Annotated in this window: 19 protein-coding genes; all 19 read right to left on the bottom strand. The window is 37.9% G+C overall.

What is annotated here, in order from left to right; genetic code table 11:
* Positions 1 to 13: 13 nt before the first annotated feature.
* The 19 genes from ELS83_RS05655 to yidC all read right to left on the bottom strand — a co-directional run bounded on the left by ELS83_RS05655 (position 14) and on the right by yidC (position 24,088).
* The gene (locus tag ELS83_RS05655; RefSeq protein WP_171594562.1) at positions 14 to 1,114 is read right to left on the bottom strand and encodes a hypothetical protein; all 1,101 of its coding nucleotides are present in this window, start codon (positions 1,112 to 1,114) and stop codon (positions 14 to 16) included.
* A gap of 9 nt (positions 1,115 to 1,123) precedes the next feature.
* The gene (locus tag ELS83_RS05650) at positions 1,124 to 2,389 is read right to left on the bottom strand and encodes a phenylacetate--CoA ligase family protein (protein WP_171594561.1); all 1,266 of its coding nucleotides are present in this window, start codon (positions 2,387 to 2,389) and stop codon (positions 1,124 to 1,126) included.
* Between the two features lie 17 nt (positions 2,390 to 2,406).
* A complete protein-coding gene (locus ELS83_RS05645) occupies positions 2,407 to 3,705 on the bottom strand; it encodes a phenylacetate--CoA ligase family protein (RefSeq protein WP_171594560.1) in 1,299 nt (432 codons plus the stop codon).
* A complete protein-coding gene (locus ELS83_RS05640) occupies positions 3,692 to 4,774 on the bottom strand; it encodes a glycosyltransferase (protein ID WP_171594559.1) in 1,083 nt (360 codons plus the stop codon). The genes ELS83_RS05645 and ELS83_RS05640 overlap by 14 nt, the downstream gene beginning before the upstream one ends.
* Before the next feature lie 13 nt (positions 4,775 to 4,787).
* Complete coding sequence (locus ELS83_RS05635; RefSeq protein ID WP_171594558.1) at positions 4,788 to 5,708, bottom strand: polysaccharide deacetylase family protein; 921 nt, start codon at positions 5,706 to 5,708, stop codon at positions 4,788 to 4,790.
* A gap of 5 nt (positions 5,709 to 5,713) precedes the next feature.
* Entirely contained in the window at positions 5,714 to 6,862 is a 1,149-nt protein-coding gene (locus ELS83_RS05630; protein ID WP_171594557.1) for a GNAT family N-acetyltransferase, read from the bottom strand.
* A gap of 34 nt (positions 6,863 to 6,896) precedes the next feature.
* Positions 6,897 to 8,039, bottom strand: coding sequence for a GNAT family N-acetyltransferase (locus tag ELS83_RS05625; protein ID WP_171594556.1), 1,143 nt, complete (start codon positions 8,037 to 8,039; stop codon positions 6,897 to 6,899).
* Positions 8,040 to 8,050: 11 nt separating this feature from the next.
* Positions 8,051 to 9,316 (bottom strand): O-antigen ligase family protein, encoded by a 1,266-nt coding sequence (locus tag ELS83_RS05620; RefSeq protein ID WP_171594555.1) that lies wholly within the window; start codon positions 9,314 to 9,316, stop codon positions 8,051 to 8,053.
* Positions 9,313 to 10,272 carry a hypothetical protein gene (locus tag ELS83_RS05615; protein WP_171594554.1) on the bottom strand — a complete coding sequence of 320 codons (960 nt, stop codon included), beginning with the start codon at positions 10,270 to 10,272 and terminating at the stop codon, positions 9,313 to 9,315. Before ELS83_RS05615 ends, ELS83_RS05620 begins: the two co-directional genes overlap by 4 nt.
* A 6-nt stretch (positions 10,273 to 10,278) precedes the next feature.
* The gene (locus ELS83_RS05610) at positions 10,279 to 11,484 is read right to left on the bottom strand and encodes an ATP-grasp domain-containing protein (RefSeq protein ID WP_171594553.1); all 1,206 of its coding nucleotides are present in this window, start codon (positions 11,482 to 11,484) and stop codon (positions 10,279 to 10,281) included.
* 26 nt (positions 11,485 to 11,510) lie between these two features.
* Positions 11,511 to 12,233 (bottom strand): WbqC family protein, encoded by a 723-nt coding sequence (locus ELS83_RS05605; RefSeq protein ID WP_171594552.1) that lies wholly within the window; start codon positions 12,231 to 12,233, stop codon positions 11,511 to 11,513.
* Positions 12,234 to 12,283: 50 nt separating this feature from the next.
* A complete protein-coding gene (locus tag ELS83_RS05600) occupies positions 12,284 to 13,246 on the bottom strand; it encodes a glycosyltransferase (protein ID WP_171594551.1) in 963 nt (320 codons plus the stop codon).
* Between the two features lie 9 nt (positions 13,247 to 13,255).
* Complete coding sequence (locus ELS83_RS05595) at positions 13,256 to 14,440, bottom strand: DegT/DnrJ/EryC1/StrS family aminotransferase (RefSeq protein ID WP_171594550.1); 1,185 nt, start codon at positions 14,438 to 14,440, stop codon at positions 13,256 to 13,258.
* The gene (locus ELS83_RS05590; protein ID WP_171594549.1) at positions 14,419 to 15,879 is read right to left on the bottom strand and encodes an MOP flippase family protein; all 1,461 of its coding nucleotides are present in this window, start codon (positions 15,877 to 15,879) and stop codon (positions 14,419 to 14,421) included. The genes ELS83_RS05595 and ELS83_RS05590 overlap by 22 nt, the downstream gene beginning before the upstream one ends.
* Before the next feature lie 12 nt (positions 15,880 to 15,891).
* Entirely contained in the window at positions 15,892 to 17,115 is a 1,224-nt protein-coding gene (gene wecB, locus ELS83_RS05585; protein WP_171594548.1) for a non-hydrolyzing UDP-N-acetylglucosamine 2-epimerase, read from the bottom strand.
* 34 nt (positions 17,116 to 17,149) lie between these two features.
* Positions 17,150 to 18,436, bottom strand: coding sequence for a UDP-N-acetyl-D-mannosamine dehydrogenase (gene wecC, locus ELS83_RS05580; RefSeq protein ID WP_171594547.1), 1,287 nt, complete (start codon positions 18,434 to 18,436; stop codon positions 17,150 to 17,152).
* A gap of 36 nt (positions 18,437 to 18,472) precedes the next feature.
* Complete coding sequence (locus ELS83_RS05575) at positions 18,473 to 18,997, bottom strand: UpxY family transcription antiterminator (protein ID WP_171594546.1); 525 nt, start codon at positions 18,995 to 18,997, stop codon at positions 18,473 to 18,475.
* Positions 18,998 to 19,659: 662 nt separating this feature from the next.
* A complete protein-coding gene (locus ELS83_RS05570; protein WP_171594545.1) occupies positions 19,660 to 21,918 on the bottom strand; it encodes an NADP-dependent malic enzyme in 2,259 nt (752 codons plus the stop codon).
* Positions 21,919 to 22,225: 307 nt separating this feature from the next.
* The gene (gene yidC, locus ELS83_RS05565; protein ID WP_171594544.1) at positions 22,226 to 24,088 is read right to left on the bottom strand and encodes a membrane protein insertase YidC; all 1,863 of its coding nucleotides are present in this window, start codon (positions 24,086 to 24,088) and stop codon (positions 22,226 to 22,228) included.
* Positions 24,089 to 24,116 lie beyond the last annotated feature (28 nt).

The following is a 24,116-nucleotide window of genomic DNA, read 5'->3' as shown; positions in this document are numbered from 1 at the left end:
ACTCTATAGGGATTTATCTTTTCATTTGATAGAAAAATGGAAGCGGATCGCTAATGTCCCAAACATCGAATGTTCGCTTATTAAAATCGAATAAGACTTTAAGCATGTGAAAAACCTCGCTTGGTTTTCTCATAATCAGAACCAAATCGCGTAATACATTGATCCACTTGACAGGCTTTGGATTTCGGTAAGCAACTTCTTTTCGACCCATTACATATGGAATGAGTTCGGGATATTTCTTTTTCATGATTTTTATGAAACCAAATGGTCGCGGATTGACCTCCAACAAGTACAGTTTACCATCTTTTATTTTGAATTCGACATCAAGAAATCCGGTAAATTGAGTTTGAGCCAAAATGGCTTGCGACTGCTCTTGTATCTCCTTGGTGTACTTTCCGGTGTACTCTTCTACAACCGATGAAACTCCCGATCTGAAATGTCTTACTTCGTTTACACTGATATCCAAACATACCTTTCCATCGACCACATAGGCTCCGTAAGAAAAATTGTTTCTTAAATCGGCACCTAAAAAATCCTGGCTTAGGAGTGAATTCTTCTCCTCATCGTTCAATGCTTTAAGCAGATCAATCATTTCTGCCGTATTGCCTACCAGGCGGGTTTTAAATTTTGGTTTCTCGTACAGAAATATGTCCCTGTCCCATTTTACAATTTGTGGGTAAGAAAGCTGGTTTACCATTTTAAGCTTCTCCACATCAGCCAGTAAACTACTTTTCGGATACAAAACATCGGTATTCTTAGCCAGTTGGTAGGTTTTTGCCTTGCACATCAATTGCTCAATCGAGGCCTTATGTCCTGGCATTACCTGGTACAATTGAAAAAACCTTGGAAAATGGTTCATCAGAAAAGCCAAATAGAAACCACTCGCAACATGAGCTTTTAATTTGGGGTAAGTGTTTGCCAGGGAATTAAGCTCCAATACCAAATGTTCCTCGCTTCGAATTGCCTTTTTCTCGGCGTATTTAGAGTGCATGGCAATTTCGTTTTTTCTCCCAATTAAAATTACATGATATTGCAAACGACTCAACTCGCGAACCAGAAACAGTGCTTGTGGCCCAGCTCCAACTACCAATATTTTTTCTTTTGAACTTCTCATGCAATACAGCTATTTCAATTTCGATACCACCAGGTTAAACTTTCCTTTTTCGGTTCTGATGAGCCCTCCGGTTTCAATTTTTTTGAAGCGAATTTGGCACTCGGCTCCAAGCAAATCACGCAAGTTGTTTTCTATTTCGTTCTGATTTTTTAATGCAAACTTTTTATCAGGAATTAGATTCACCTGAATTTCGCCAGGCTGCTCTTGTATGATCTGGGCAGCTAAAATTTCCCTGGCCTGCTTAAAAGCAAGATCAAGTCGACCAATTTTCTGCCCATTCTTCAGAATGATATAATCATCATCCCGACCTTCAATTTTTTTTATCACACACAAACCATTGCTGCACGAAGCCAATTTCACAACATCATCAACCCGATAGCGAATCAAAGGAAATGCTGAATTGATAAAGCTTGTCGTAATTAAATGATCATCTTCGAATTCGGTATGTGAGTAGAGCGGAAACTCGCGGTACAATTCATCTTCGAACTGTCCTAATGCCACAGTTTGTTCAGCGTTTCCATACCAATCGTAAACTTTTGTGTGCAAAGTTTTTTCAACAATTTCCTTCTGAAATCCGTGCAAAACCTCCGACGATGTAAAGCCAATTGGAATATCGAGGCTCAATCCTTTCTGGTGCAGCTCGGTTGCCAAAATATGCATGGAACTGGGGTAAGCTTTAATTACTTTTGGTTTAAAATCTTTAATCAGTTTGTAGTATTCCTCTATTCTGTCGGATTTTAAATGATAGGAAGACAGGTACAAAACATTGTTACTTTTGTCGAAATATGAAAAGGTATTTCGGTTTAGAGTTCCTCGAAGCGACACAACCCGATCGCCAAGGTGATAGCCATGCATCTGCTGAAAAAAATGACCGTAAGCATATTCTTTTATCGTAGATGAAAAATCACGATAAACCTGTAAGGGTGTTCCTGTGGTTCCACTCGAGTAGGCTTTAAATACGCAAAGTCTCGATTTGGCAAGAATCTGCTTTGCATTGGTTCTTACATCTACCTTTGAAATTACAGGTAGCTTTCTAATGTCTGAAAGATCTTGAATTGAGTTTAGATTACAAGCATGCTTTTGGTACAGTTCTTTGTAAAAAGGTGAATTTGAATAGGCATTTCGATATTGCTTCACAAACTCCTGGCTTTTGAGCTCTAAAATTTCATTTTTAGACATCTGATCAAGCTCAATGATCCGTCTCAATTCGCGCTCGAATGCTCTGCCAAATTTTATTTTATAGGCAATCAAATCTTTGATTAACTGTACTGCCATGTCTTCTTATTTTGCCATTAAGGCGACTCAATCTCTTTTAAAATTTGCTTTGTAGCGGCATCTTTCTCCTTTGTATCCAGGTAAGAAACCATCAGGTTAAACTTTCCTGCCTTCGTTTTTATAATTTGATCCTCGCTAATTTCATTGTAATGTATTGTGCAATCCTCTGTTACCAGTTGGGTTAAATTCTTTAAGAGTTCGGCTTTATTTTTTTCGGTAAAGCTATAGTCGGGTATGATGTTCAAATCGATTTCGCCGGGAACCTTTTGTACAATCTGTGCCGCCAGAATATTTTTAATATTGTTAAAATTGAAGGCATGATCGAGTAAACCAATTTGCTGTCCATTCTTAAGCATTACATACTGGTTATCGCGCCCCAATATTCTCGATGTACAACACCTTATACAGCTCGAATCACACTTTAACTTAATGATATCATCCACCTGGTATCGAATCAATGGAAAAGATTTGTTGATAAAACCAGTGGTAATGATATGGTTCTCTTTTACTTCGATATGCCCGTAAAGCGGAACATCCTGGTACAAATCCTCTTTTACCTGCCCCAATGCGATGGTTTGCTCCGAATTTCCATACCAATCGATAAGTTTGGAATGCAATACTTTTTCGATAATTCTGCGTTGCCAATCGTGCAACACTTCAGAAGAGGTAAAAGCAATTGGAATATGAAGTTCCAGTCCTTTTTTATACAATTCGGTCGATAAAATCTGTAATGAACTCGGATATCCCTTCACCACTTTAGGCTGAAACTTACTGATTAAATCATAGTACTTTAGAATGTTTTTCTCGTTCAGGTTATAACTTGACAGATGCAGGGTATTCAAGGATTTATCGAACCTGGAGATTTCATCTTTATCGAGATCCCCTTTAATGGAAATAACTTTATCACCTAAAGTGTAACCATGAATGTTCTGAAAATGATATCCGTAAGAATATTCTTTACAAACCGATTGATAATCGCGATACAGCTTTAATGGAGAACCTGTTGTTCCGCTGGTAAAAGCCTTGTATACAAACAACCGATTGCTTGTTAACAGATCGTCAACGCAATGCCTGATGTCATCTTTTGTGATGATGGGAATCTTTTCGGCGTCATCAATAGATTTTACCGAATTGATACTTAGGCCATGTTCCCGATAAAGTTTGTTATAAAACTTCGAGTGTAAAAAGGCGTTGCGATATTGCTTTACAAATTCTTGGTGTTTTAATTCTGATAGTTGGGACTCGCTGATTGAGTATAGCTCCTTGATTCTTTTTAATTCCTTTTCAAATCCTTTTCCGAATTTAATTTTGCTCAAAAAGTAATCCCTTATTCCCCTGTAGTTCATGGTAGATTGAGAATAATGATTTTAATACGCGGTCTGGATAATAATCAACAACTGCTTTTGTTGAATTGTGTGAGTAGTTTTCGCAAAGATCTCGATTGTTCATTAACTTGATAATTGCATTTTTTATGGCTCGCTGATTTCCCGGAACAACCAGAATTCCATTCCTGCTTTTGTGAATCAGGTCGGGAATTCCTCCAACTTTACTTGAAATAATTGGCAATCCATAGCTCATAGCTTCGAGAATGGACAAAGGCAAACCTTCTTTGTAGGATGGCAAAATAAAAATGTCTGAAGATCGGAAAAGTTCCTCCTTTTTATTTTGATCGGCCCAACCTTCGAAGCTTACAATATTCTGAATGTTCCACTTCGAAATTGCATCTGTTAGACGATCTACTTCGCCATTTCCTGCAATCTTTAATTCGAGTGTTTCTTCGAATTGATTTCGATTTTTAGCGATGGTTTTAATTAAATCGAAAATGCCTTTATTGTCGCCAATCAGGCCCAGAAATAACAACTTACATTTATCATTGGTAATCATTCGCTCTGTATTTACAGGCGGAATAATCATATTATTTAAAATCTTGATTTGTTTTGGTTTAAATGCACTGGTGTAAAAATGTTTCCACTTTTCCGATAGGCAAATCACAAGGTCGGCCGAGTTAATTACATAGCGAATCCTTTTCTGGATAAACTTCGAAGCATTCAGGTAAAAATCGCGAAATCCACCTCCATGAATGTGATAAATGATTTTCTTGCCCGTAAAAAACCTGGCAATCACAAACAAGATATACTTGCGATAAAAACTCCCCTTCGAAGCTCCATGAATGTGCAATATTTTTATGTCTCGGTCCTTTATCAGGATAAATAACATCTCGATAATACAAAGCGGAAACCAAATGGTGTTTAACAGCCTGGATGTAAATCGGTGGGTAACCAAAACTTTAAAATCGGACATGTATTTGGAGTAATTGTTTACACACAAACCAATGCCGCCCTTCGAGTTCTGATTTCCCGGTGCTATGTATAGAACCTCTTTCACTGCTTTAATTGTTTTAACTTCCTGATAATTTAGGCTTAAATCCAAATAAGGGCTTGTGCTGTAATGGTTGAACGAACCTGTGCCATACCCTTAACATGCGCGCAATATTCTCATATTTCCCGCCCTTTGAATTGATAGAAACTCTTGGTATTTGGTATTCAGAAATTGCATTTGTTTCTAAATCCGGATTTACCGTAAAAGCCATTCTGTAATTGTATTGTTTGAGCAAGGCCAGATCTCTCTGGTTGTAATCTCCATTGGGAAACGAAAAGGACTGAATTTCAACAGATAGCCATTCTTCCAAGGCTTTTTTAGATTCCCGATATTCAAATTCCAGCTCAGCATCCGAACATTGTATGGTGATTGGATGATGGTAGGTATGCGAACCAATGCTAATTAATGGATTTTCGCTCAGTCGCTTTAGTTCCGACAGATCGATACAGGATCTTTTTAAGTCGTAGTTCGCAGCTGCATCACGAATCAGGCTCAATCTTTTATGGTTTGGCAATTGTTTAAGTTCATCCAAACTCGTAAAATCTGGATTTTCACTGATCACAATCGGTGCATATTCCCACCAGAAATTACCTGTCATAACTGGCCTTACGGGAATAAAAAATGTTGCCGGAATCTGATATTTCTCCAGAAAAGGAATCAATTTCAGATTGCCTTTCCAACCATCGTCGAAAGAGACAAATGCGCTTCTTTCTTCTGCCTGCTTCTCTCCATTAATAATCTTGTAATAATCATTTTCCGAGATAAAGCTAAAACCTTTAGAAAGCAGATAGCGAATGATTCCTTTAAAAAGCAAAAGCGATGGATTGTGAAAATAGATGGATAAAACCTGTTTGTCGAACCTTTTTAATGCGCTTTTTTCAAAAATCAGTAAAAGAACAAATCCTAAAATATCGGCTATGTATTTCTTTAGTGTATTCATTCTTTTTAGAGTATTTGTTTTTCAATGGCAAGCAATGGCACTTCCTTTCCATTCTTATGCAATGTCTTCTTCTTTATTTTCAGATGAGCAGATAGTTTTTGAACTTGAGCTTGTACTTGTTCATGAGTTTTTACGATTCGATACTTCAAGAAAGGCAACACCAATAAAGCTTTAGGAGTGAATTTGAAATCAAAACACATGAAATAATAAATGATATCATCACAAAATCTAAATTTATAAGAGTCGTGCCCCATTCCCAGCGAAAGCTTTTCTTTGGCATCATCAAAAGCATTGCTGATACAAGAATCGATACAATGAATTCCTATGCCATATTTTCGGAATTTTCTGTTGAAAGATGAATCGATACACAGTCGCTTTCCCTGCCAATCAATTGAGGTTGAATAAGCTACAATTTCATCGTTGAGTTTGACCAATAGTATTTGAGATGGAAAACTCTTGTAAACTTGTAAGTGAAATGCTTCTTTTTGCGAGTTGGCATATAAAAAGCTTTTGCCATCTATCTTTTTGGATCTTGAAATGTGCTTGATCGATTCTAAATTTTCTTGATTGATTTCCCTTACCTCAATGGTATATTCCAAATTTTCTCTCCTCAATTTCCTCGAAGTCCGTTTCAGTTCTTCTCTAAATTTCTTAGAGTATATTTTTTTTGTAAAATCCTGATAGCCTTCATAATTATTCAATTGAAGACTAGGAGCCACCGAATAATGAAACAGGTGGTAACAAGTTTCCAATTCAGACTGTTTGGGGATGTACTTTAGAAAGATAAAATCGTAGGAAATGTTTTTGCTGATCCATTTTTTCAGCTCTTGATAAAAAAGCTTATCAACTTTCCCGAATATCATGATATCATTTCCTAAGCTAGACCATTGTTGCCCTAAAAACTCAAGGAAGGATATACGGATAAATTTCAAATATTTCCTCACCAGTTTTACCAAAGGAACAATAGCTACTAGTTCCTCCCCTTTATAAACAGTGATGATATAGGGTTTCTTGTTGAACCCAACAATATTATTTTCTACCTTCTTAAAAACCTCGTACCAGCAACTAATCCATTCAAATCGATTGGTGGGGAAATTTGCTTTGTAATCCAGGTTTTCAAGTGCTTCAATTGTAATTGTTTCGAATCGATACATATAATCAAAGGCTTCTTTTTTTTACGATATCATTCTACATTTCAATACTTTGAACAAAGTTCATTTTGTTTTTAGAGGTTGTAATATTTTCTGTTTTAGCTTTTACTTGCTCTTTGTTTTTCTGTAAGATCGAAGAAACAGACTGATTCATTTTTTTGATCCTATAATGAAAATAAGGCAGTACCAACAATGACTTTAGCCTATACTTGAAATCGAAACACATGTAAAATTCTTCTATAGAATTGGTAAACTGAAATTTGTAAGCATCCATTCCTACTCCAAAAGAAAGTTTTGTGAGCTTATCGCGAAAGCAAGATCGAATCACCTGGTCGATACAATGAATCCCTACTCCATATTTTCTAAAACTCCTGTCAAAAGCTGCATCAACACCAATTCTCTGGTCATTAAAATCGATGCATGTTCCATAGGCAACTGCCTTTCCATTAAACTTGATAAAGATTACCTGCGATTGCATGTTCTTGTACATTTTCTTGTGAAAATCTGCTTTCACTTTGCTTTCGTACAAATTGCCTTTTCCATCGCTTGTTTTACTTGCCGATATTTCCTTAATCAACTTTAAGCTTTCTTCATTTACCAGTTTTTGTTCCACGCTCATTTCGAAACCATCTTTTTTTATTCGCCTGAGCGTTCTGCGTAAATCTTCGCGGAATTTTCTGGTGTATACATTTTGTGTAAAGTGCTTGTAGTTCTTATAGGTCAACGGATTTATAAATGGAGCTCCTGCATATTTGTAGAATTTAAATCGGTGTTTTAGCTGACTGGTTTTTGGCAGGTATTTGAAAATCAAGAAGTGATATGAAATATTTCTCCTGATCCATTTTACAAGATCCTGAGCAAAACAATCTTCCAGCTCTCGTATCTTTAAAATATCGTAGCCCATTCCCGACCATTGCTGCCCTAAAAATTCGACAAAATGCAACTTAAAAAACTTAAAATATGTTCGGCTTAATTTCAGCAAGGGAACAATGGCAACCAACTTACTGCCATGATATGCGGTAATGATATATGGCTTTTTTTGGCTTCCAAAGTCATTGTCGTTTTTACTTTTAAAAGTATGATACCAATCGCTTAACCAACTGGCCTGATTCCCTGGGAAAGCCGAGAAATATTTGATCTCTTTCAGATCTTCTAAGGTAATTAAACTAAAACTATACATTTGAGTTTTTTTCATCTGCGATAAGCGGGAGCAGTATGTTCAAGATCTTCATAAGCTTCCGACTTGCGCTTGTAATCAACATATTGGTTAATTCGGTTCTCGATTAATGCTATGCCGATGTATATGGACAGAAAAACATCAACCAAAAAGTAATTGGCTTGCTGCGTGGCCAGGCATGATAAAAACATGAAAAACACCGAAACAGTCAGCTGGTTATGACTACTTTGCGAGCCCGATATGGCCCTGTATAATGTAATTAGAAATAACAGATAAAGTGCAAAACCAATTAATCCATTATCAACCAGGGTTTGTATAAATCCATTGTGTGCAAAAAGTGGCATTCCATCTTTCTTTTCATACCTCCTTTGCGATTCTTCCATTCCCATTCCAACAAGGTAGGTCACAAAATTGCTCTGGTATAGGTTCTCCAGGTAAATTTCTGCAATCTGTAAACGTCCTGAGCCTACGGTTTCATAGGCCGATTTGTCCTCTTGACCAGCCCTGTCGTCCATAATTCTGCGTCTGAATCCCTCATTGGTTTGGAACAGAACCGATAAACCAATAACTAACACAACTCCAACTGCAGCAATCTTACCTAAATCCTTAAAGGAAATTCTTCTTAGAAACAGTACCAAAATCCCAACTACAAACATTAACCATCCTGTTCGGGTGTAGGTTTTAAACAAGAAAAATACACCTACCAGAAGTATTGGAATTACAATTAAATTGATTCGTAAATCTCCTCGCCTTTTGACCAGAAAATCGACCAGAACAACACAAGCAACTGCAAGCACTGCCGATGTGTAATGTGGTGCTCCCAGGAAACCAATCAGTCCATCGAGTTTGGTATCTTCCATCCACAGCATGGTGGTAACGGGTGCCGAAAAAACGCCAAAATAATAGGGTACATTACAAATAATAAAGAAGGCTGCCATATATACCGGTATCAACCTTAATCTTTTTAATGCTCCAACACTGTTAATATTCAAATACAACCAATGTACAAACAAAGGAATGGTGAGGTATTTGATAAAATTTATAATCGAATCAACCGGGAATTTAAAGAATGAAACGTTCACAAGGTTTTTTGCGGCAAACAAATAAGCCAATATCAAAAAGGCATACCTGGTTTCCTGACCTACTACTCTCGAAATCAGAAACAACAAGAGAGGGAGTTTCCACAAGTAAACCATTTCCTGTCCGCCTACGGTATAAGCTTTCAAATAAAAGGCTACAAAAAATATCAGAAACCAAAAACCGATTTCAATGTATTTCATGAGTTCAAATATGATATGATCAACTTGCAAATCCTGTCCATATCTAACAATCCATATCGTTGATCGACAGGGAGCGGGATCAGGTATTTGGTGAGCTTGTTTTCCAGCTGATCCTCATTGGTATCCTGCAAAACATTTGGCCAATATGTGGCTACATAGATATGCTCTCGAATCAATTCTTCTCTTAAATTCTTATTCTCTACATAAAACGGATAAACCATTGGTCCATCGATATCAGTATCGCTAAATGTAATGCCATTTAAGCCTTTTAATTTTAGGTGCAGGTATTGAAAATTCCTGTTTCTGCGACTCTTTACTGCAGCATAATCGATGCCTGATAAAATACGATAGGTTAAATCTGACATGAGTTTTATTTCCTTACCACACAAATATTCTTCATTGCGTTTGAAGGCCTCATATCCATCATTAGGTCCGTTTTCGAGGCGTCGTAAAAGGTGTTCGCTTCTTTTCCAGGATATTTCCTGTTTAAAATCCATGTAAGGAGCATTATCGGTATGCAAGTATGCTCCATCGGCCACTCCAAAAAATTTACGGGCCGAATAAAAGGTGTCAAATCCATTGATTGGTGCTTCGAAAAAAGCCTGTGAATTATCGATGATTAAATTGTGCAAACGCCGGGTTAAAAAGGTAATGTATCTTCCTTTTAAACCGAAATAATTAATTACCAGGAAAGCTTCATCCTCTTTTGGATGTACTAAATTGACTGGCTCTAATTGCTTGTTAATTGGATATTTTTCGTATTCGAGCCCCAATTTTAAAATGGGTTCCAATACTGCATCGCAAGAGTACTCGGGCAAATAAACTTTTTTGTATGCGCGGGCACGAAGGATATATTCCAGGCAGTTTCGACCTGTATTCAGTCGAATTAAATTCGGATAATATTCCGATTCGAATCGGTTCTCCAATTCGAAATATCCACCAATTGCTCTAACCATTTGCTATTATTCCAGTTCAACGGCAATAAACTCTTCAATTTTATCCATCATTTTATCGCGAATCTGCAAATTTGGAAATTCTAACAAACCTATTCCAACAGTACAATTCGATCCACTAAACCTGTATACATTGCCTCCTTTTTCCACCATCAGGCGAATATCGAGTACATAATCGGTAATGCTTTCATGTACTTTTAATGATTTAAATTTTCCATCTTCATTGGAATGAATCACGTAAGTGGTATAAAAATTATTGATATCCTTTCGGTTTTGAATTTTTGGTTCTACTCCCATGCAGGCATCTACACTCATTTTAATCATATCCACATTGCTTGCGCATTTTATAATATCGGGAATGCAGTTGCCCCCATTTCGAGCTCCGATTTCAATCAGGTATATTTCATCCTTCTCATCAACAATCACTTCGATATTAAATCCGCCAAATTTTATTTTTAACAAATCGATTGCTCGTTGCAATTCCGATTGGATTTTTACGTGGATATTTTTAGGCAATAAAGATGGATAATTGATACTTGAAGGAACGAAAGGATTCACCTCAACATCATTGCCCTGGTCGCCCAGGTAGTAGGCAATAATTTTACCATTGTACACAAAAATATCTCCATCTAACTGCGGGTATTTCTTTTCGATAAACTCCTCAACAATGAATCTTTTACAACGCGAAAATTTCATGGCATGAGTGATGGCCTTGTCCATCTCCCAAAAGTCATTTACTGCGCTAATTCCCTTACTTCCACTCGAATCAACCGGTTTTACAAGAATTGGATACTGAAACTCCTCTTGGGAATCGGCAAAATCCTTTAAACTGGAATAAGCTCCATAAAATGGAGTATTGAATTTTTTTAAGCGAAGAAAACTGCGATACAAGTCTTTTTCTGACAAGGTTTTAACCGATTTGTAAGGATTTCCGGGCAAACCCATTTTTTCGGCTACATAAGCGGCAGTTGGAGCAGCCGGATCTGATGCATAGGCCAACACTCCATCAACTTCAAGTTTTCTGGCCAATTTCAGCACCGCCTTCAAATCGGTTGTGCTTACATTGTAAAATTCATCGGAATATTTATGCCCAGGATTATCTGGCAAATAGTCACAGGTAATTACATGATAGTTCATTGCCTTTGCATATTTTATGCATGGCACCTGAAATGAGGTTCCTCCAAGAATCAGTATTTTCTTTTTTTGATTTTTCATGATGATTTCCTGCTTAAAAAATAGCACTATACAATTTGAAATTGAATCAGAAGCGAACTGGCTGCGTCCTTATCATTAAACATCAGCAAATCGATGATCGATAAGCATGGAACAAAAGCATGATCAAACTGTTTGTATTCAATGTTCCCAGTCTGCACAAATCCCAACTCAATTCCTGATAATTTAAAATATTCCTTACTGTATAATTCTTTGCCTCCTATCGGGTTGATATAAGTATCACAATCCAATTGTTTGCTGATGTTAATCAATCTATCAGCTTTTTCCTGACCATGCGTTTGATCAAATTCGGTGGATGATTTCATCCAGTCAATCTCTATATTCAGATAAGCAAAAACCGATAGAACGCTCTCAATGGCTATATCAGCAATATTGTTGTAAGTTGTATCGAGGACAGATTCAATCATTTTGCTTACCTCGTGATAAAAAGGTGCTTTCGAATAAGCAAATTTTAGCTGTTGCCTGAATTTCTTTTGAAATGATTTTAGATCTGCAATTTCTAATTCCTGAATTTGTTTGTTTTGACTTGCCTTTTTTAAGGGTAGCGTAAAAATGAAATCCGATTGATTCATTAGAATTCGGTTGCGATTGATCCACCCACGCTTGATAAAATTCACATCATCATAGAAAACCACTTTCTCCACCGAATACAACAGCTGAAAATATCCAATATATGGAAAAAAATAGGGCTGAATAATTGCAGCACTAGCCGGAAGTGGAAAGGTTTCCACTTTTAGCTGGTTTCTGAAATATGATTTCGAATGGCTTTTCATTTTAGCAATTACACTACCATTTTTAGTTTCTTTCGTGTGGTATAAACAAAGCAGTATAAGGGATCGAAAATTGTGTATTGCGACAACATTAAATAAGGAAAACTCTCCCCCATTGTGGATGCTTTGAAATACTTCAGACAGGTTTCTCTCAACTTTTCATCTTTCAGAAAAATGGCAAATTTCAACAATTCTCTGTGATACATTTTATTTATAAATGGCTCCAAATCCTTACAAGCAAACTTTTTAATATAGTGTCTTTTAATGGCATAGCGATCGTTAAAAAAGTTGAAATCACCTTTCACATCAAGTCCGTGAGTAGCCGAAGTATTATGAATTCGATAGGTAATTGTATCATCGGCCATATAGTGAATTTTGGTTCTGGCTGCCGCTTCAATCCACAATGGGTAATCGCCCATTCTCCAATTGTTTTTCCTGATTGGATCTCCAATTCGAATGGACTGTAATAAATCATTCCTCATGCAAACAGAAGCTGTAGCAATATGATTTCCCCTGATTAATTCACTTAAAATATTTCCTGTTGGTAAGTTTTGTCCATCTCTGAAACCCTTTAGTACTTTCTCACCCTTTATGCACGAGAAATTTGTATGCACCAAACCATACTCAGGATTTGCCTCCATAAAATCCACCTGCTTTTGTAATTTGTAGGGATCGGTCCAAAAATCATCTCCCTCGCAAAAAGCAACATATTTTCCAATGCAAGCTTCGTCTGTTCTTTGGTCGTTTTTTGTAGCTCCTACATTTTCTTCACTGCTAATTATCCTAATAATATTGGGATATTTGTTTGCGTACTCTTGCACAATTTGCATGGTATTATCGGTACTGCAATCCTCTCCAATAATGTATTCAAAATCGAAATTGGTTTTCTGATTCAGGATTCCTTCAATACACTGAGCAATGTATTTTTCGTGATTGTAGGTAATGGTTTTAACACTTACCAAAGGCTTATTCATAAGGCTGGTTTATTTTTCTTTAGGGAATTTTCGTTTTTCCTTGTAGGTTTTAAGCACTTTTACCGGAACTTTATCAATATTAGGTTGTGCCATGCCCTTCGCAATAGAGATGATTAAATCAACAATATCATCGGCCAAATCGGGATACAAAGGCAAACAAATTATTTGTCTTGATATTTCATGTGCGATATCCAATCCTTTGGCCGAAGGCAATCCCCTGTAGGTTGGGAACTCACTAATTAGCGGATAAAAATATCTTCTTCCGTAAATACCATGCTTTTTTAACTCTTCAAATAAATCATCTCTGCTTCTACCAAATTCATTCTCGTCAATAAATATCGGAAAGTAGGAATAGTTGTAATCCACTCCCGCAGGTTCATCAAGGTATCTAATACCAGCTATCTCTTTTAATCCTTCCTTGTATCGGTCTGTAATGTGTTTGCGGCCATCAATTACTGTATCAAAGTATTTTAACTGCAATAATCCGTAGGCAGCCTGCAGCTCATTCATTTTGGCATTAATTCCAGGGGCAACTACGGTGGTTTCATTTGCGATTCCAAAATTTTTCAGATAATCCAATCGTTTTTTGGTTTTGATATCATGGCAAATAATTGCTCCTCCTTCGATGGTATTAAACACTTTTGTGGCATGGAAACTTACAATGGATAAGTCGCCATAGTTCAGTACACTTGAACCATTCAGTCGTACTCCAAAAGCATGAGCAGCATCGTAAATTACCTTTAGTCCATAATAGTCGGCCATGTCTTGTATTTTATCAACATTACATGGATTTCCGTACACATGAACCGGCAGTATTGCGGTTGTTGCTGGCGTAATTGCCGCTTCAATTCTTTCAGGGTCCAAGTTGCAGTAATCTGGCTCAATATCAACAAACACAGGTTTAATATCGTTCCACCATAAAGAATGGGTAGTTGCTACAAAACTGTATGGTGTGGTGATCACCTCTCCCTTAATTCGCAAACATTGAATGGCTGCCATTAGTGCCAAGGTTCCGTTGGCAAATAGCACCACATAAGGTACTCCAAGGTATTTGGCCAATGCCTTCTCAAATTCCTGATGGTATTTTCCATTATTTGTTAACCACCTGCTATCCCAAATATCTGCCAACAAAGGAATAAATTCGTTTAATGGTGGCAATTGTGGTCTTGTTACTAGTATTTTACGTTTTTCCATCTTCGTGTAGGTATAAGTTCTTTAAGAATTAAGATACCATCGCCAACTGCTTCTTGTTTTGTCGCACAAGCCAATAGTAGGTATGTTCCGATACCAGCAAGTATCTGAAAAGAGAGAGATAGAATTTGATTTTCGATCAACCAACCAATACTCATTACAGCTGCAGTAAGTAAGGTGATAAAGAATGTTGAACTCACATCTTTAATCTGGCTGAAAGTTGAATAGGAAATTAGTTTTCCGGTATAAAATGCATTGATAAAAAAGCTGATGAACGAGGTAAAAATCTGCCCTACTATAAGGCCCATGATTCCCCATTGCAAACCAATAATTATTGCCAACACAACAAATACTTTCTTTATAATTTCAAGGTATAGAAACAGGTCTGACCGACCTTTTACTTTTAGTATATTCAGGTTGGATGAATGCAGTGTGTAGATCATTCCGGCGATACACAACAACTGAAAATAGGGAACAGATGGCAACCATTTTTCTCCCAACACAATTTGAAATAGGGGTTCAGCCATTACTGCAAGGCCTATCATCAATGGAAAATTGATGAACACAAGCAGTTTTATCAGTTTTCTGAATCCCATTCGTAATCGTTCATTTTCATCCTGAATTTTCGAAAATGCCGGGAAGGTAACATTGCCAACCACTTGTGCCAGGGTGGCAACCGGTACTTGTTGAAACTTTCTGGCCTGATCGTAAAATCCCAAAGCCGTAGCGGAGAACATTCTTCCGATTACCAGTAGGTAAATATTTTCGAAGGTTTGACTAATTAGGCCTGACAACAAAAGTTTAGATCCAAAGTTGAATAAACTTTTAAAGGATTGAATGGAGAAAATAAAACTTGGTCGCCAGGTACTTTTTAGCCAAAACAAAATGGTACGGAATATATAAATTCCCATTACTTGAGCCGCCAAGGCCCAAACACCAAAATTTAGTAAAGCCAAACTAATGCCCAAAACCGCCGAAAGCAGGTTTGCTGTAACTACTACTTGTGCTATGGCCTTAAAGTTCATCTCAATTTTGAACTTTACAAACTGAATCAAACCAAAGGAATTGATTACCAAAATTAAACAAACCACACGAGTCAGATCGATTAACTCGGGTGTTCTGAAAAAATCGGCAATTAATGGTGCTCCAAAAAACAGAATGAGATACAATACGACTCCAATACTGATATTGAAGAAGAAAACAGTTGAAAAATCAGTTTGATCGGCATCTTTTTTCTGTATGAGTGCATTATCAAAACCACTATCGATAAATGCCTGGGAAACTGCGATAAACAAGGCAAGCATCCCAAGTAGTCCAAAATCGCGAGGTTCCAGTAATCGAGCGAGAATAATTTGTGATATCAGTAAGATAAACTGAGACCCAAATTTTTCGACAAAACTCCAAAAAACCCCTTTTATGGTTTGACTCTTTAGTTCTGACATGTGAGCGACAACTTAGGCAACAATGCGTTCCCTGATGGAAGAAGCTTTTTTAAGTTCCTGAACAATTCGAATACAGGCTTTTCCATCTCCGTAAGGATTGATTGCCTGTGCCATTTTTCGATAACTGACCTCTTCCCTAAATAACAAATCAACCGATTCAATAATTTTATGTGAATCTGTTCCTACCAATTTCACGGTACCCGCAGTAAGCGCTTCAGGTCTTTCTGTGGTATCTCTCATTACCAATACAGGTTTACCAAGGAAAGGTGCCTCTTCCTGTATTCCTCCCGAATCGGTAAGAATCAGGTAGGATAAATCCATAAGGTAAACGAAAGGCAGGTAATCAATCGGATCAATCAGGAAAATATTATTGTTTGTTCCTCCTTCAAGTGCCGGATCTTGACCAAGAATATCATAAACTGGCTTTTGAACATTCGGATTTAAATGAACCGGGTAAACAAAATCAACATCAGGATATTTTTCTGCCAGGAATTTAATCGATTCACAAATGTTGAGGAATCCTTTTCCAAAGTTTTCCCTTCTGTGGCCTGTAATCAAAACCATTTTTCTTGTTCGATACACCCATTCTGCTACCAGGCGAGTTGGAATTCCTTTCGATTGCAAAACATTCACAATGTCCATCACTACTTTCGAAGAGCGATGAATTTTTGTCAAGGTAAGTTGCAATGCATCAATCACAGTGTTGCCGGTTACCACAATCCTATTTTTAGAAATTCCTTCATCCATTAGGTTTTTCTGTGCCATGATGGTAGGAGCAAAATGCCACTGCGCCAATCGTCCGGTAATTTGTCGGTTCGCTTCTTCGGGCCAGGGTGAATATAAATTGTTGGTACGCAATCCGGCTTCGATATGCGCAATTGGAATTTGCTGATAATAAGCTGCCAATGCTGTGGTAGATGATGTGGTAGTATCGCCATGTACCAAAACCAAATCGGGATTTGAGACTTTTAATACATCTCTCATACCCATTAATACCCTGCTTGTAACATCGTATAAATCCTGTCCCGATTTCATGATTTGCAAATCGTATTCAGGAACAATTTCGAATAGATTTAATACCTGATCAAGCATTTCTCGATGCTGGCCTGTTACGCACACTATGGTTTCAAATTGTTCCGGATATTTCTGAAACTCTTTTACCAAAGGTGCCATTTTTATGGCTTCGGGTCGTGTACCAAAAACCAGCAATACCCTGTATTTATTGTTATTACTCATAATTTTAGAATTAAAATGTAAAAAAGTAGTAGTGCTATCTTAACTTGTTTCTTTTGTTCTGTTTCGGTTTCAGAACTTCTACAGGAATTTCATTCTCAATTTTAAGCTGTTGGTTGGTGATCCCACAAAAATCAAGAATCATCTTTTCATCGCTAAATGGGAGTGTTTTAAATTCGTTGTGCGCAACCAAGTAAACCACTAAGTCTGCCATATCAAAGGCAATTTCATAATCACTAATTTGAAAATCGTCATGACTCTCGATATTCGGTTCAACAATTAAAAAATCTTCCTGTCCAGATTGAGTTACCTTATTGGCGATGTACATAGCTGGTGATTCTCTTAAATCATCGATATTTGGTTTGAAAGCCAAACCCATGATTGCGATTTTAGGATCGTATCCCCGTTCCAATTTGAATTGAAGCTGAGCGTTCTTAATTTTCTCGACACACCAGAATGCTTTGTAGTTATTAATTTCGCGAGCCTTTCCAATAATCTGGCTTTCGAGCGGGTATTCCGAAACAATAAAATAAGGGTCAACAGCAATGCAATGTCCGCCCACTCCACAACCAGGAGTAAGAATATTCACCCTTGGATGTTTGTTTGCAAGTTCGATCAGTTCCCACACGTTGATATTGGCTTTCTGGCAGATAATCGATAATTCGTTGGCAAATGCAATTTGTACATCGCGCGAAGAATTTTCAACCAGTTTACACATTTCGGCAGTTCTGGAATTGGTTTTGTGAAGTTCACCAATCACAAATTGCCTGAAAAATTCGCAGGCCATTTCTGTCGATTCCTCGTCGATACCACCAATTACGCGATCGTTATGTTCCAACTCGTAAATGATATTGCCTGGAAGAACTCTTTCAGGACAATATGCAATAAACAAACGATCTTCCAATTCGGGACGTTGTGCATATATTAAATCGCGAACCGTTTCGGTTGTACCAACCGGCGAAGTTGATTCAATAATAAATAGATCGCCCTCTTTAAGCAAAGGAATTGCCGCTTTAGTGGCATCTAACACATAAGAGATATCGGGCTCGTGGTTGCCCTTGAAAGGAGTTGGAACTGCAACTGTATACACATCTGCTTCCTGCACCTCAAGGTGAGCCGATAATAAGTTATCTTCTACTACCTGATGAACTAATTCATCTAACTCAGGTTCAACAATGATGATTTCACCCAAATTAACTGCCTCTACTACCCTTGGATTTACATCTACCCCTTGCACACGAATCCCACTTCTAGCGATAAGCGAGGCCGTAGGAAGTCCGATATACCCCAATCCAATTGTGGTAACTACTTCAAACTTACTCATAAATATTTCCTGATTTTTGTGATACTCTGAATGGTATCAAACGATGGGTTGAACTTGTTTAATCTTGTCTAACGAAATATCAGTATAAACACAAGTTCCCAAAGAATCGAATCGAATTACAATACGATCCTTTCCTTTTATTTGCATGATCTCGCCTTTGATCCCTTTTAAAGGACCTCCCATTACCTCTACCAATTCACCCTTTTCCAGATTTTCATGACTTAAATCTACCTTACGGTTTTCATCGTCGAGAAAAACTCTAAGGGCTTGAATTTGTTCTTCAGGTATAGGCACAGCTTTGCCACCAAAAGTTACATATCGAACAGCGTAACTAGAATTAATTACGTTGTAATACTCCCTCTCGCTGACTTTCACAAACAAATAAGAACGAATAAGTGGCTCTTCGACCCACTTGGTTCGATCGCTCCACTGGCGAAGCTCTTTTTTTAAAGGAAGGTAGCACTCAATGTTTCTTGAGCACAATTCTTTGTACAGCCTCTTTTCTGCACGCGATTTGGTATAAATCGCGTGCCAAAGATACGGCCTTCTCAAAGCTTGCATGGTTGATTGAGTTAAGGTTTATACTAGTGAATGTAAATAGTTCCTCATGAGAAGTTGATTTGGTTGACGGGTGGTTGAATCCCTGAATCAAATTCTCATGGTAGATCGATGTTTTATCATATATGTTATCGGCACAGCTTCGCTTCCTCGGTCACAGAAAACAATTCTGCCGATTAATTTTATGCAAATAGAAATTTTGAAAAAGCACGCAACTTTTTCTGGGCGAATAATCGTTTGTTTGGGTAGTAATATGAATTACATAAAGTTGGGTTTAATCTTTATGCACACCGACTAAAACAAGCAATCATCAGCCTGTATTTTTAAAAACGGTAAATAAAATTTCGTGAGATTTTCTGATATGTACAAATTTAACGACTCATTACTTAGATTCAGTCTAAGTTATTTTGGTGAGAGCGCAATCTCGCATGATCAACCTACACTTTCGCCTGACTATCAGTAGATAAGAAAAATTAAACACTTAACATCTGGTTATTTTTTCTTAAACATGAAAACAGAATCCCTCAATTAAACCTTCATTCTATCAACACTTTAGCGTGTTTATCCATAAAATTGTTTCAGAGGAAGCATTGTTTTCGAAAATGAAAAACCAGTTAGTTTTTTTTCATCCTAACTGGTTTAAATAATATGAGAATCCAGATGCATTATTGCGCATCCACAACAGCTATGGTAACCATATTTACAATTTCACGAACCGAACTTTCCAAAGGCACAATGTGTATCGATTTGTTCATTCCCAGCAGTATTGGTCCAATGGCTTCAGCACCCCCTATTTCCTGCATCATTTTATAGGCAATATTTCCGCTACTCAGGTTCGGAAAGATAATGGTATTTACCTTTCGCCAACCCAGTTTCGAAAATGGAAACATTTTGGTTCTCAACTCTGGGTTTAATGCAAAGTTCATCTGAATATCACCATCTACAATCAATTCCGGATGCTCATGATGCAATTGTTCCACTGCCTGTTGAACTCTCACAGGACTTCCTTCTCTTATGGATCCAAAGTTGGAGTAAGAAACCATAGCAATCACAGGCTCGATATTGAATTTCCGAACCGCTTCGGCCGTTAGTAATGTTGTATCAACCAATGTTTGTGCGTCGGGACGAGGGTTTACCGTGGTATCCGAAAAGAAAATTGGCCCTTGCTTAGTCATCAGAAGATACATGCCTGCAATATGGTTGATATCCGACTTGATACCAACAGTTTGAATTGCCGGACGAATCGTATCGGCATATTTTGATGTTGATCCACTGATAAAAGCATCAGCTTCACCAGTTTCAACCATCATAGCCCCAAAATAATTTCGGTTGGTCATTTTATCCACAGCCTCGCTATAAGTTAGTCCTTTACGATTGCGCTTACGGAATAAAATTTTGGCGTATTCTTCTCTTCTCACTCGTTCTTCGGCGGCTCTCCAATTGATAATTGAAACACCATCCAAATCCAGGTCATTCTCGTCGATTAGCTTCTTGATATAATCAGGATTTCCCAAAAGAATTGGAATTGCAATTCCCTCATGAAGTACGGTTTGCGCCGCTTTCAATACTTTAAAGTTGGCTCCTTCGGCAAATACCACTCGTTTGGGGTTGCGTTTGGCCTTATCGGTTAAGGCACGCAATAATTTGTTATCTCTTCCCAGGCGTTTTTCCAACTGATTTTTGTAAGCTTCCCAATCATGAATTGGAGCTTTAGCAACTCCCGAGTCCATGGCAGCCTTAGCAACAGCAGGAGCAACAACAGTAAGTAAGCGTGGATCTAATGGTTTTGGAATGATATAATCCTTACCATAAGTTAGGTTCATTTCATGATAAGCGGTATTCACAATATCAGGCACATCTTCTTTTGCCAGAGCTGCCAGGGCTTTCACAGCTGCAATTTTCATTTCTTCGTTAATTCCGGTAGCTTTTACATCCAAAGCACCTCTAAAAATAAATGGGAAACCCAGCACATTATTCACTTGGTTTGGATGATCGGATCGCCCCGTTGCCATCACCAGATCTTTACGGGTTTTCATCGCCAACTCGTAAGCAATCTCAGGATTTGGATTCGCCAGGGCAAACACAATAGGTTTATCTGCCATGCTATTCACCATACTCGGCTTTAACACATTTGCAACCGATAATCCCAGGAACATATCAGCACCTTCAACGGCATCTTCTAATGTTTTTACATTTACCGATGTTGCAAATTCCTTTTTAATGGTACTTAAGTCGGTTCTTGATTTATGAATCACACCCTTGCTATCGAGCATGATGATGTTCTTCTTTTTAACACCCAAAGCAATATACAATCGCGTGCATGCCACAGCCGATGCTCCGGCTCCATTTACCACAATTTTAATATCGCTCAGCTTCTTTTTCTGCAAGTCAACCGCATTCAGCAAACCTGCAGCTGAGATGATTGCCGTACCATGCTGGTCATCATGCATAATTGGAATATCAAGCTCTTTCTTCAAACGGTCCTCAATTTCAAAACATTCCGGAGCCTTGATATCTTCCAGGTTAATTCCTCCAAAAGTGGGAGCAATTCCTTTTACAATCTTAACAAACTCATCTACATTTTTACTATCAACCTCGATATCGAATACATCGATATCGGCAAAAATCTTAAAGAGTAAACCTTTTCCTTCCATAACAGGCTTACCTGCTTCGGCACCCAAATCGCCCAAGCCTAAAATGGCCGTACCATTCGAAATTACAGCCACCAGGTTCCCCTTGGCTGTGTATTTGTACACGTTGTTCGGATCTGCCTCAATCTCCAGGCAAGGCTCTGCCACTCCAGGAGAATAGGCCAGCGATAAATCCAATTGGGTTGAATGGGGTTTGGTCGGAATTACCTCAATTTTTCCGGGTCGTTTGCCTTCGTGATAGCGAAGCGCATCCTCTTTGGTAAATTTTGCCATGATAAGTGTTAGTTTGGGAGCAATTGTTGTTTGATTTTGTAGGCTTGCAAAAGCAAGTTGCAGAGGACTGATAGTCGAAGCTATGTTGAGGAAAGTGTAAAACAGCTCAACTTCACGGTCCTGACAGGTAATGTTTTACTCTATTAAAATTCCGACAATAATTAATGAAAGGAAAGAGTGAAAAGAATGTTATGCAGCATGCTTTGGTTTAGAAACTCTTATCAATACAGATTTTTCAGGGAAATAACAAAGCACAAAAAAGCCCCACATAAAAATGCGGGGCTGAATGATATCAATTGGATTGATTTTATTTCTTAGGAGGTTTATAACCTCTTTGCTTTGCAGCTTCTTCCAAACGTTGTTGGAATTTCGATTTCTTCACAGGCTTTTTCTTGTTTGCCTCGATGGTTGCCAACACTTTGTCTTCATCAACCATATACTTACGGATTGCCCAGGTTTGAGCTACAGTAAACAATGTTGCAATAAAGTAGTAGTATGATAAACCTGATGCATAGCTATTGAACCAGAACAAGAACATTACCGGCATTAAATACATCATGGTTTGCATACCAGGCATCTGATTGGTAGACTGCATCTGGCTGTTCATTCTGGTATAAACCAGGTTGGTAATTGCCATCAACAAACAGAATAAACTGATGTGATTACCATAGAATGAACTCAGCAATGGAATATGTGCATCCCAACTTACAATGGCATCGAATGATGATAAATCTTCTGCCCATAAGAAACTCTTCTGACGAAGCTCGATAGACGAAGGGAAGAATCGGAACAGTGCAATCAGAATTGGGAACTGTACCAGCATAGGTAAACATCCACCCATTGGATTCACACCTGCTTTTTTGTACAATGCCATGGTTGCCTGCTGGCGCTCCATTGCTTTATCCTTAGGAATTCTCTCGTTAATTTCATCGATTTGTGGTTTCAATACCTTCATCTTAGCAGTCGACATGTAAGACTTGTAAGTTAAAGGAGCCAAAATCAACTTGATGATAATGGTTAAAATCAGGATGATGATACCATAATTTGCAATGTGGTTTTCAAGGAAGTTGAAAATTGGAATTACAAACCACTTGTTTACCCAGGCAAACATTTTCCATCCTAAATCAACCAATGAATGCAATTCAATATCCTTACCATATTTTCTCATGGTCTTGTACTTGTTCGGACCAAAATAGAACTCCATTGGGTAGTTCTCCAGTTGAGATCCCTGGTATGGTAATGAAATTGCAGCAGAGAAGTTCTTCAGAATTGGATCATCTTCTGCCATGTCCACAGATTTCAATTCGATGCCTTTGAAAGATTCATCAGCAATCAAAACCGACGAGAAAAATTGTTGCTTAAACCCAATCCATTTTACTTTGGTTGATAGGCTTTCCTCATCTTCACCTGAAGCAGACATGCTATCAACATCATCTTCGAAAAACTTGTAGAAGATATTGGTATACTGATTTTCGAATTTGCGGCCTTTTTCCTGGCTTGGAATATCGGCAGCCCAGTTAAAGGTTAAATCTCTTTGGTTCAAAGAAATTACATCCTGCATTCCTACCACATTGATATCAAAACCAAGCATGTAAGAATCTGGCTCTAATGTATACTTGTACTCAATGTACTTGCCTTCTCCAGCATGTAAACGCATGCTTACAACCTGTGTTGCTGTAGAAGCATCAACCGTTTTAACTGTGCTTACTGGAGTAAAAAACAAGTCCTGGGTATTCATTGCCTTGTTTTCAGCATAGAATGTTAATCCGAACCTGGAATTTTTCTCACCCCAAAGCATTAATTTTTCAGCCTCATAAGTTTTGTAATCTTTCAGCTCAACATTGGCAATTTTACCTCCTAAGGTATTGATGCTCAATTTCACCAACTTATTCTCAAGGGTAATTATCTCTTCTTTTTGCTGAACCGCTCCGGCAAATGCTCCATATTCACTCTGAAGTGCTGCAGTATCCTGCTTTTTCTCTGCGTATTGCTTTTTTAAGGCCTCGATTCTTTCTGCTTCTAATTGCTCACTGCGCAATCTTTCTACCTGCGCAATAGAATCTCTGGTCTTAATGGCTTTGATTTCTTCCTCCGATGGTTTTGTCAGGTAAGTATACCCGATCAAAATCGCACCGATGATCACCAAGCCCCAAATCGAATTTCTATCCATTTTCTATTTTTTAATCTTTTCTAAGTAA

Origin of the sequence: Marinifilum caeruleilacunae, assembly GCF_013141825.1 — a bacterium.
GTDB classification, from domain to species: Bacteria; Bacteroidota; Bacteroidia; order Bacteroidales; family Marinifilaceae; genus Marinifilum; species Marinifilum caeruleilacunae.
Note: the sequence above shows the minus strand (reverse complement) of the source record. Positions and strands in the feature narration are given on the sequence as shown.

What these genes read in the sequence shown, in the direction of transcription:
- ELS83_RS05655 (WP_171594562.1), bottom strand. Translation starts at nt 1,114, where the DNA reads ATGAGAAGTTCAAAAGAAAAAATATTGGTAGTTGGAGCTGGGCCACAA.
- ELS83_RS05650 (WP_171594561.1), bottom strand. Translation starts at nt 2,389, where the DNA reads ATGGCAGTACAGTTAATCAAAGATTTGATTGCCTATAAAATAAAATTT.
- ELS83_RS05635 (WP_171594558.1), bottom strand. Translation starts at nt 5,708, where the DNA reads ATGAATACACTAAAGAAATACATAGCCGATATTTTAGGATTTGTTCTT.
- ELS83_RS05630 (WP_171594557.1), bottom strand. Translation starts at nt 6,862, where the DNA reads ATGTATCGATTCGAAACAATTACAATTGAAGCACTTGAAAACCTGGAT.
- ELS83_RS05625 (WP_171594556.1), bottom strand. Translation starts at nt 8,039, where the DNA reads ATGTATAGTTTTAGTTTAATTACCTTAGAAGATCTGAAAGAGATCAAA.
- ELS83_RS05620 (WP_171594555.1), bottom strand. Translation starts at nt 9,316, where the DNA reads ATGAAATACATTGAAATCGGTTTTTGGTTTCTGATATTTTTTGTAGCC.
- ELS83_RS05615 (WP_171594554.1), bottom strand. Translation starts at nt 10,272, where the DNA reads ATGGTTAGAGCAATTGGTGGATATTTCGAATTGGAGAACCGATTCGAA.
- ELS83_RS05610 (WP_171594553.1), bottom strand. Translation starts at nt 11,484, where the DNA reads ATGAAAAATCAAAAAAAGAAAATACTGATTCTTGGAGGAACCTCATTT.
- ELS83_RS05600 (WP_171594551.1), bottom strand. Translation starts at nt 13,246, where the DNA reads ATGAATAAGCCTTTGGTAAGTGTTAAAACCATTACCTACAATCACGAA.
- ELS83_RS05595 (WP_171594550.1), bottom strand. Translation starts at nt 14,440, where the DNA reads ATGGAAAAACGTAAAATACTAGTAACAAGACCACAATTGCCACCATTA.
- ELS83_RS05590 (WP_171594549.1), bottom strand. Translation starts at nt 15,879, where the DNA reads ATGTCAGAACTAAAGAGTCAAACCATAAAAGGGGTTTTTTGGAGTTTT.
- wecB (WP_171594548.1), bottom strand. Translation starts at nt 17,115, where the DNA reads ATGAGTAATAACAATAAATACAGGGTATTGCTGGTTTTTGGTACACGA.
- wecC (WP_171594547.1), bottom strand. Translation starts at nt 18,436, where the DNA reads ATGAGTAAGTTTGAAGTAGTTACCACAATTGGATTGGGGTATATCGGA.
- ELS83_RS05575 (WP_171594546.1), bottom strand. Translation starts at nt 18,997, where the DNA reads ATGCAAGCTTTGAGAAGGCCGTATCTTTGGCACGCGATTTATACCAAA.
- ELS83_RS05570 (WP_171594545.1), bottom strand. Translation starts at nt 21,918, where the DNA reads ATGGCAAAATTTACCAAAGAGGATGCGCTTCGCTATCACGAAGGCAAA.
- yidC (WP_171594544.1), bottom strand. Translation starts at nt 24,088, where the DNA reads ATGGATAGAAATTCGATTTGGGGCTTGGTGATCATCGGTGCGATTTTG.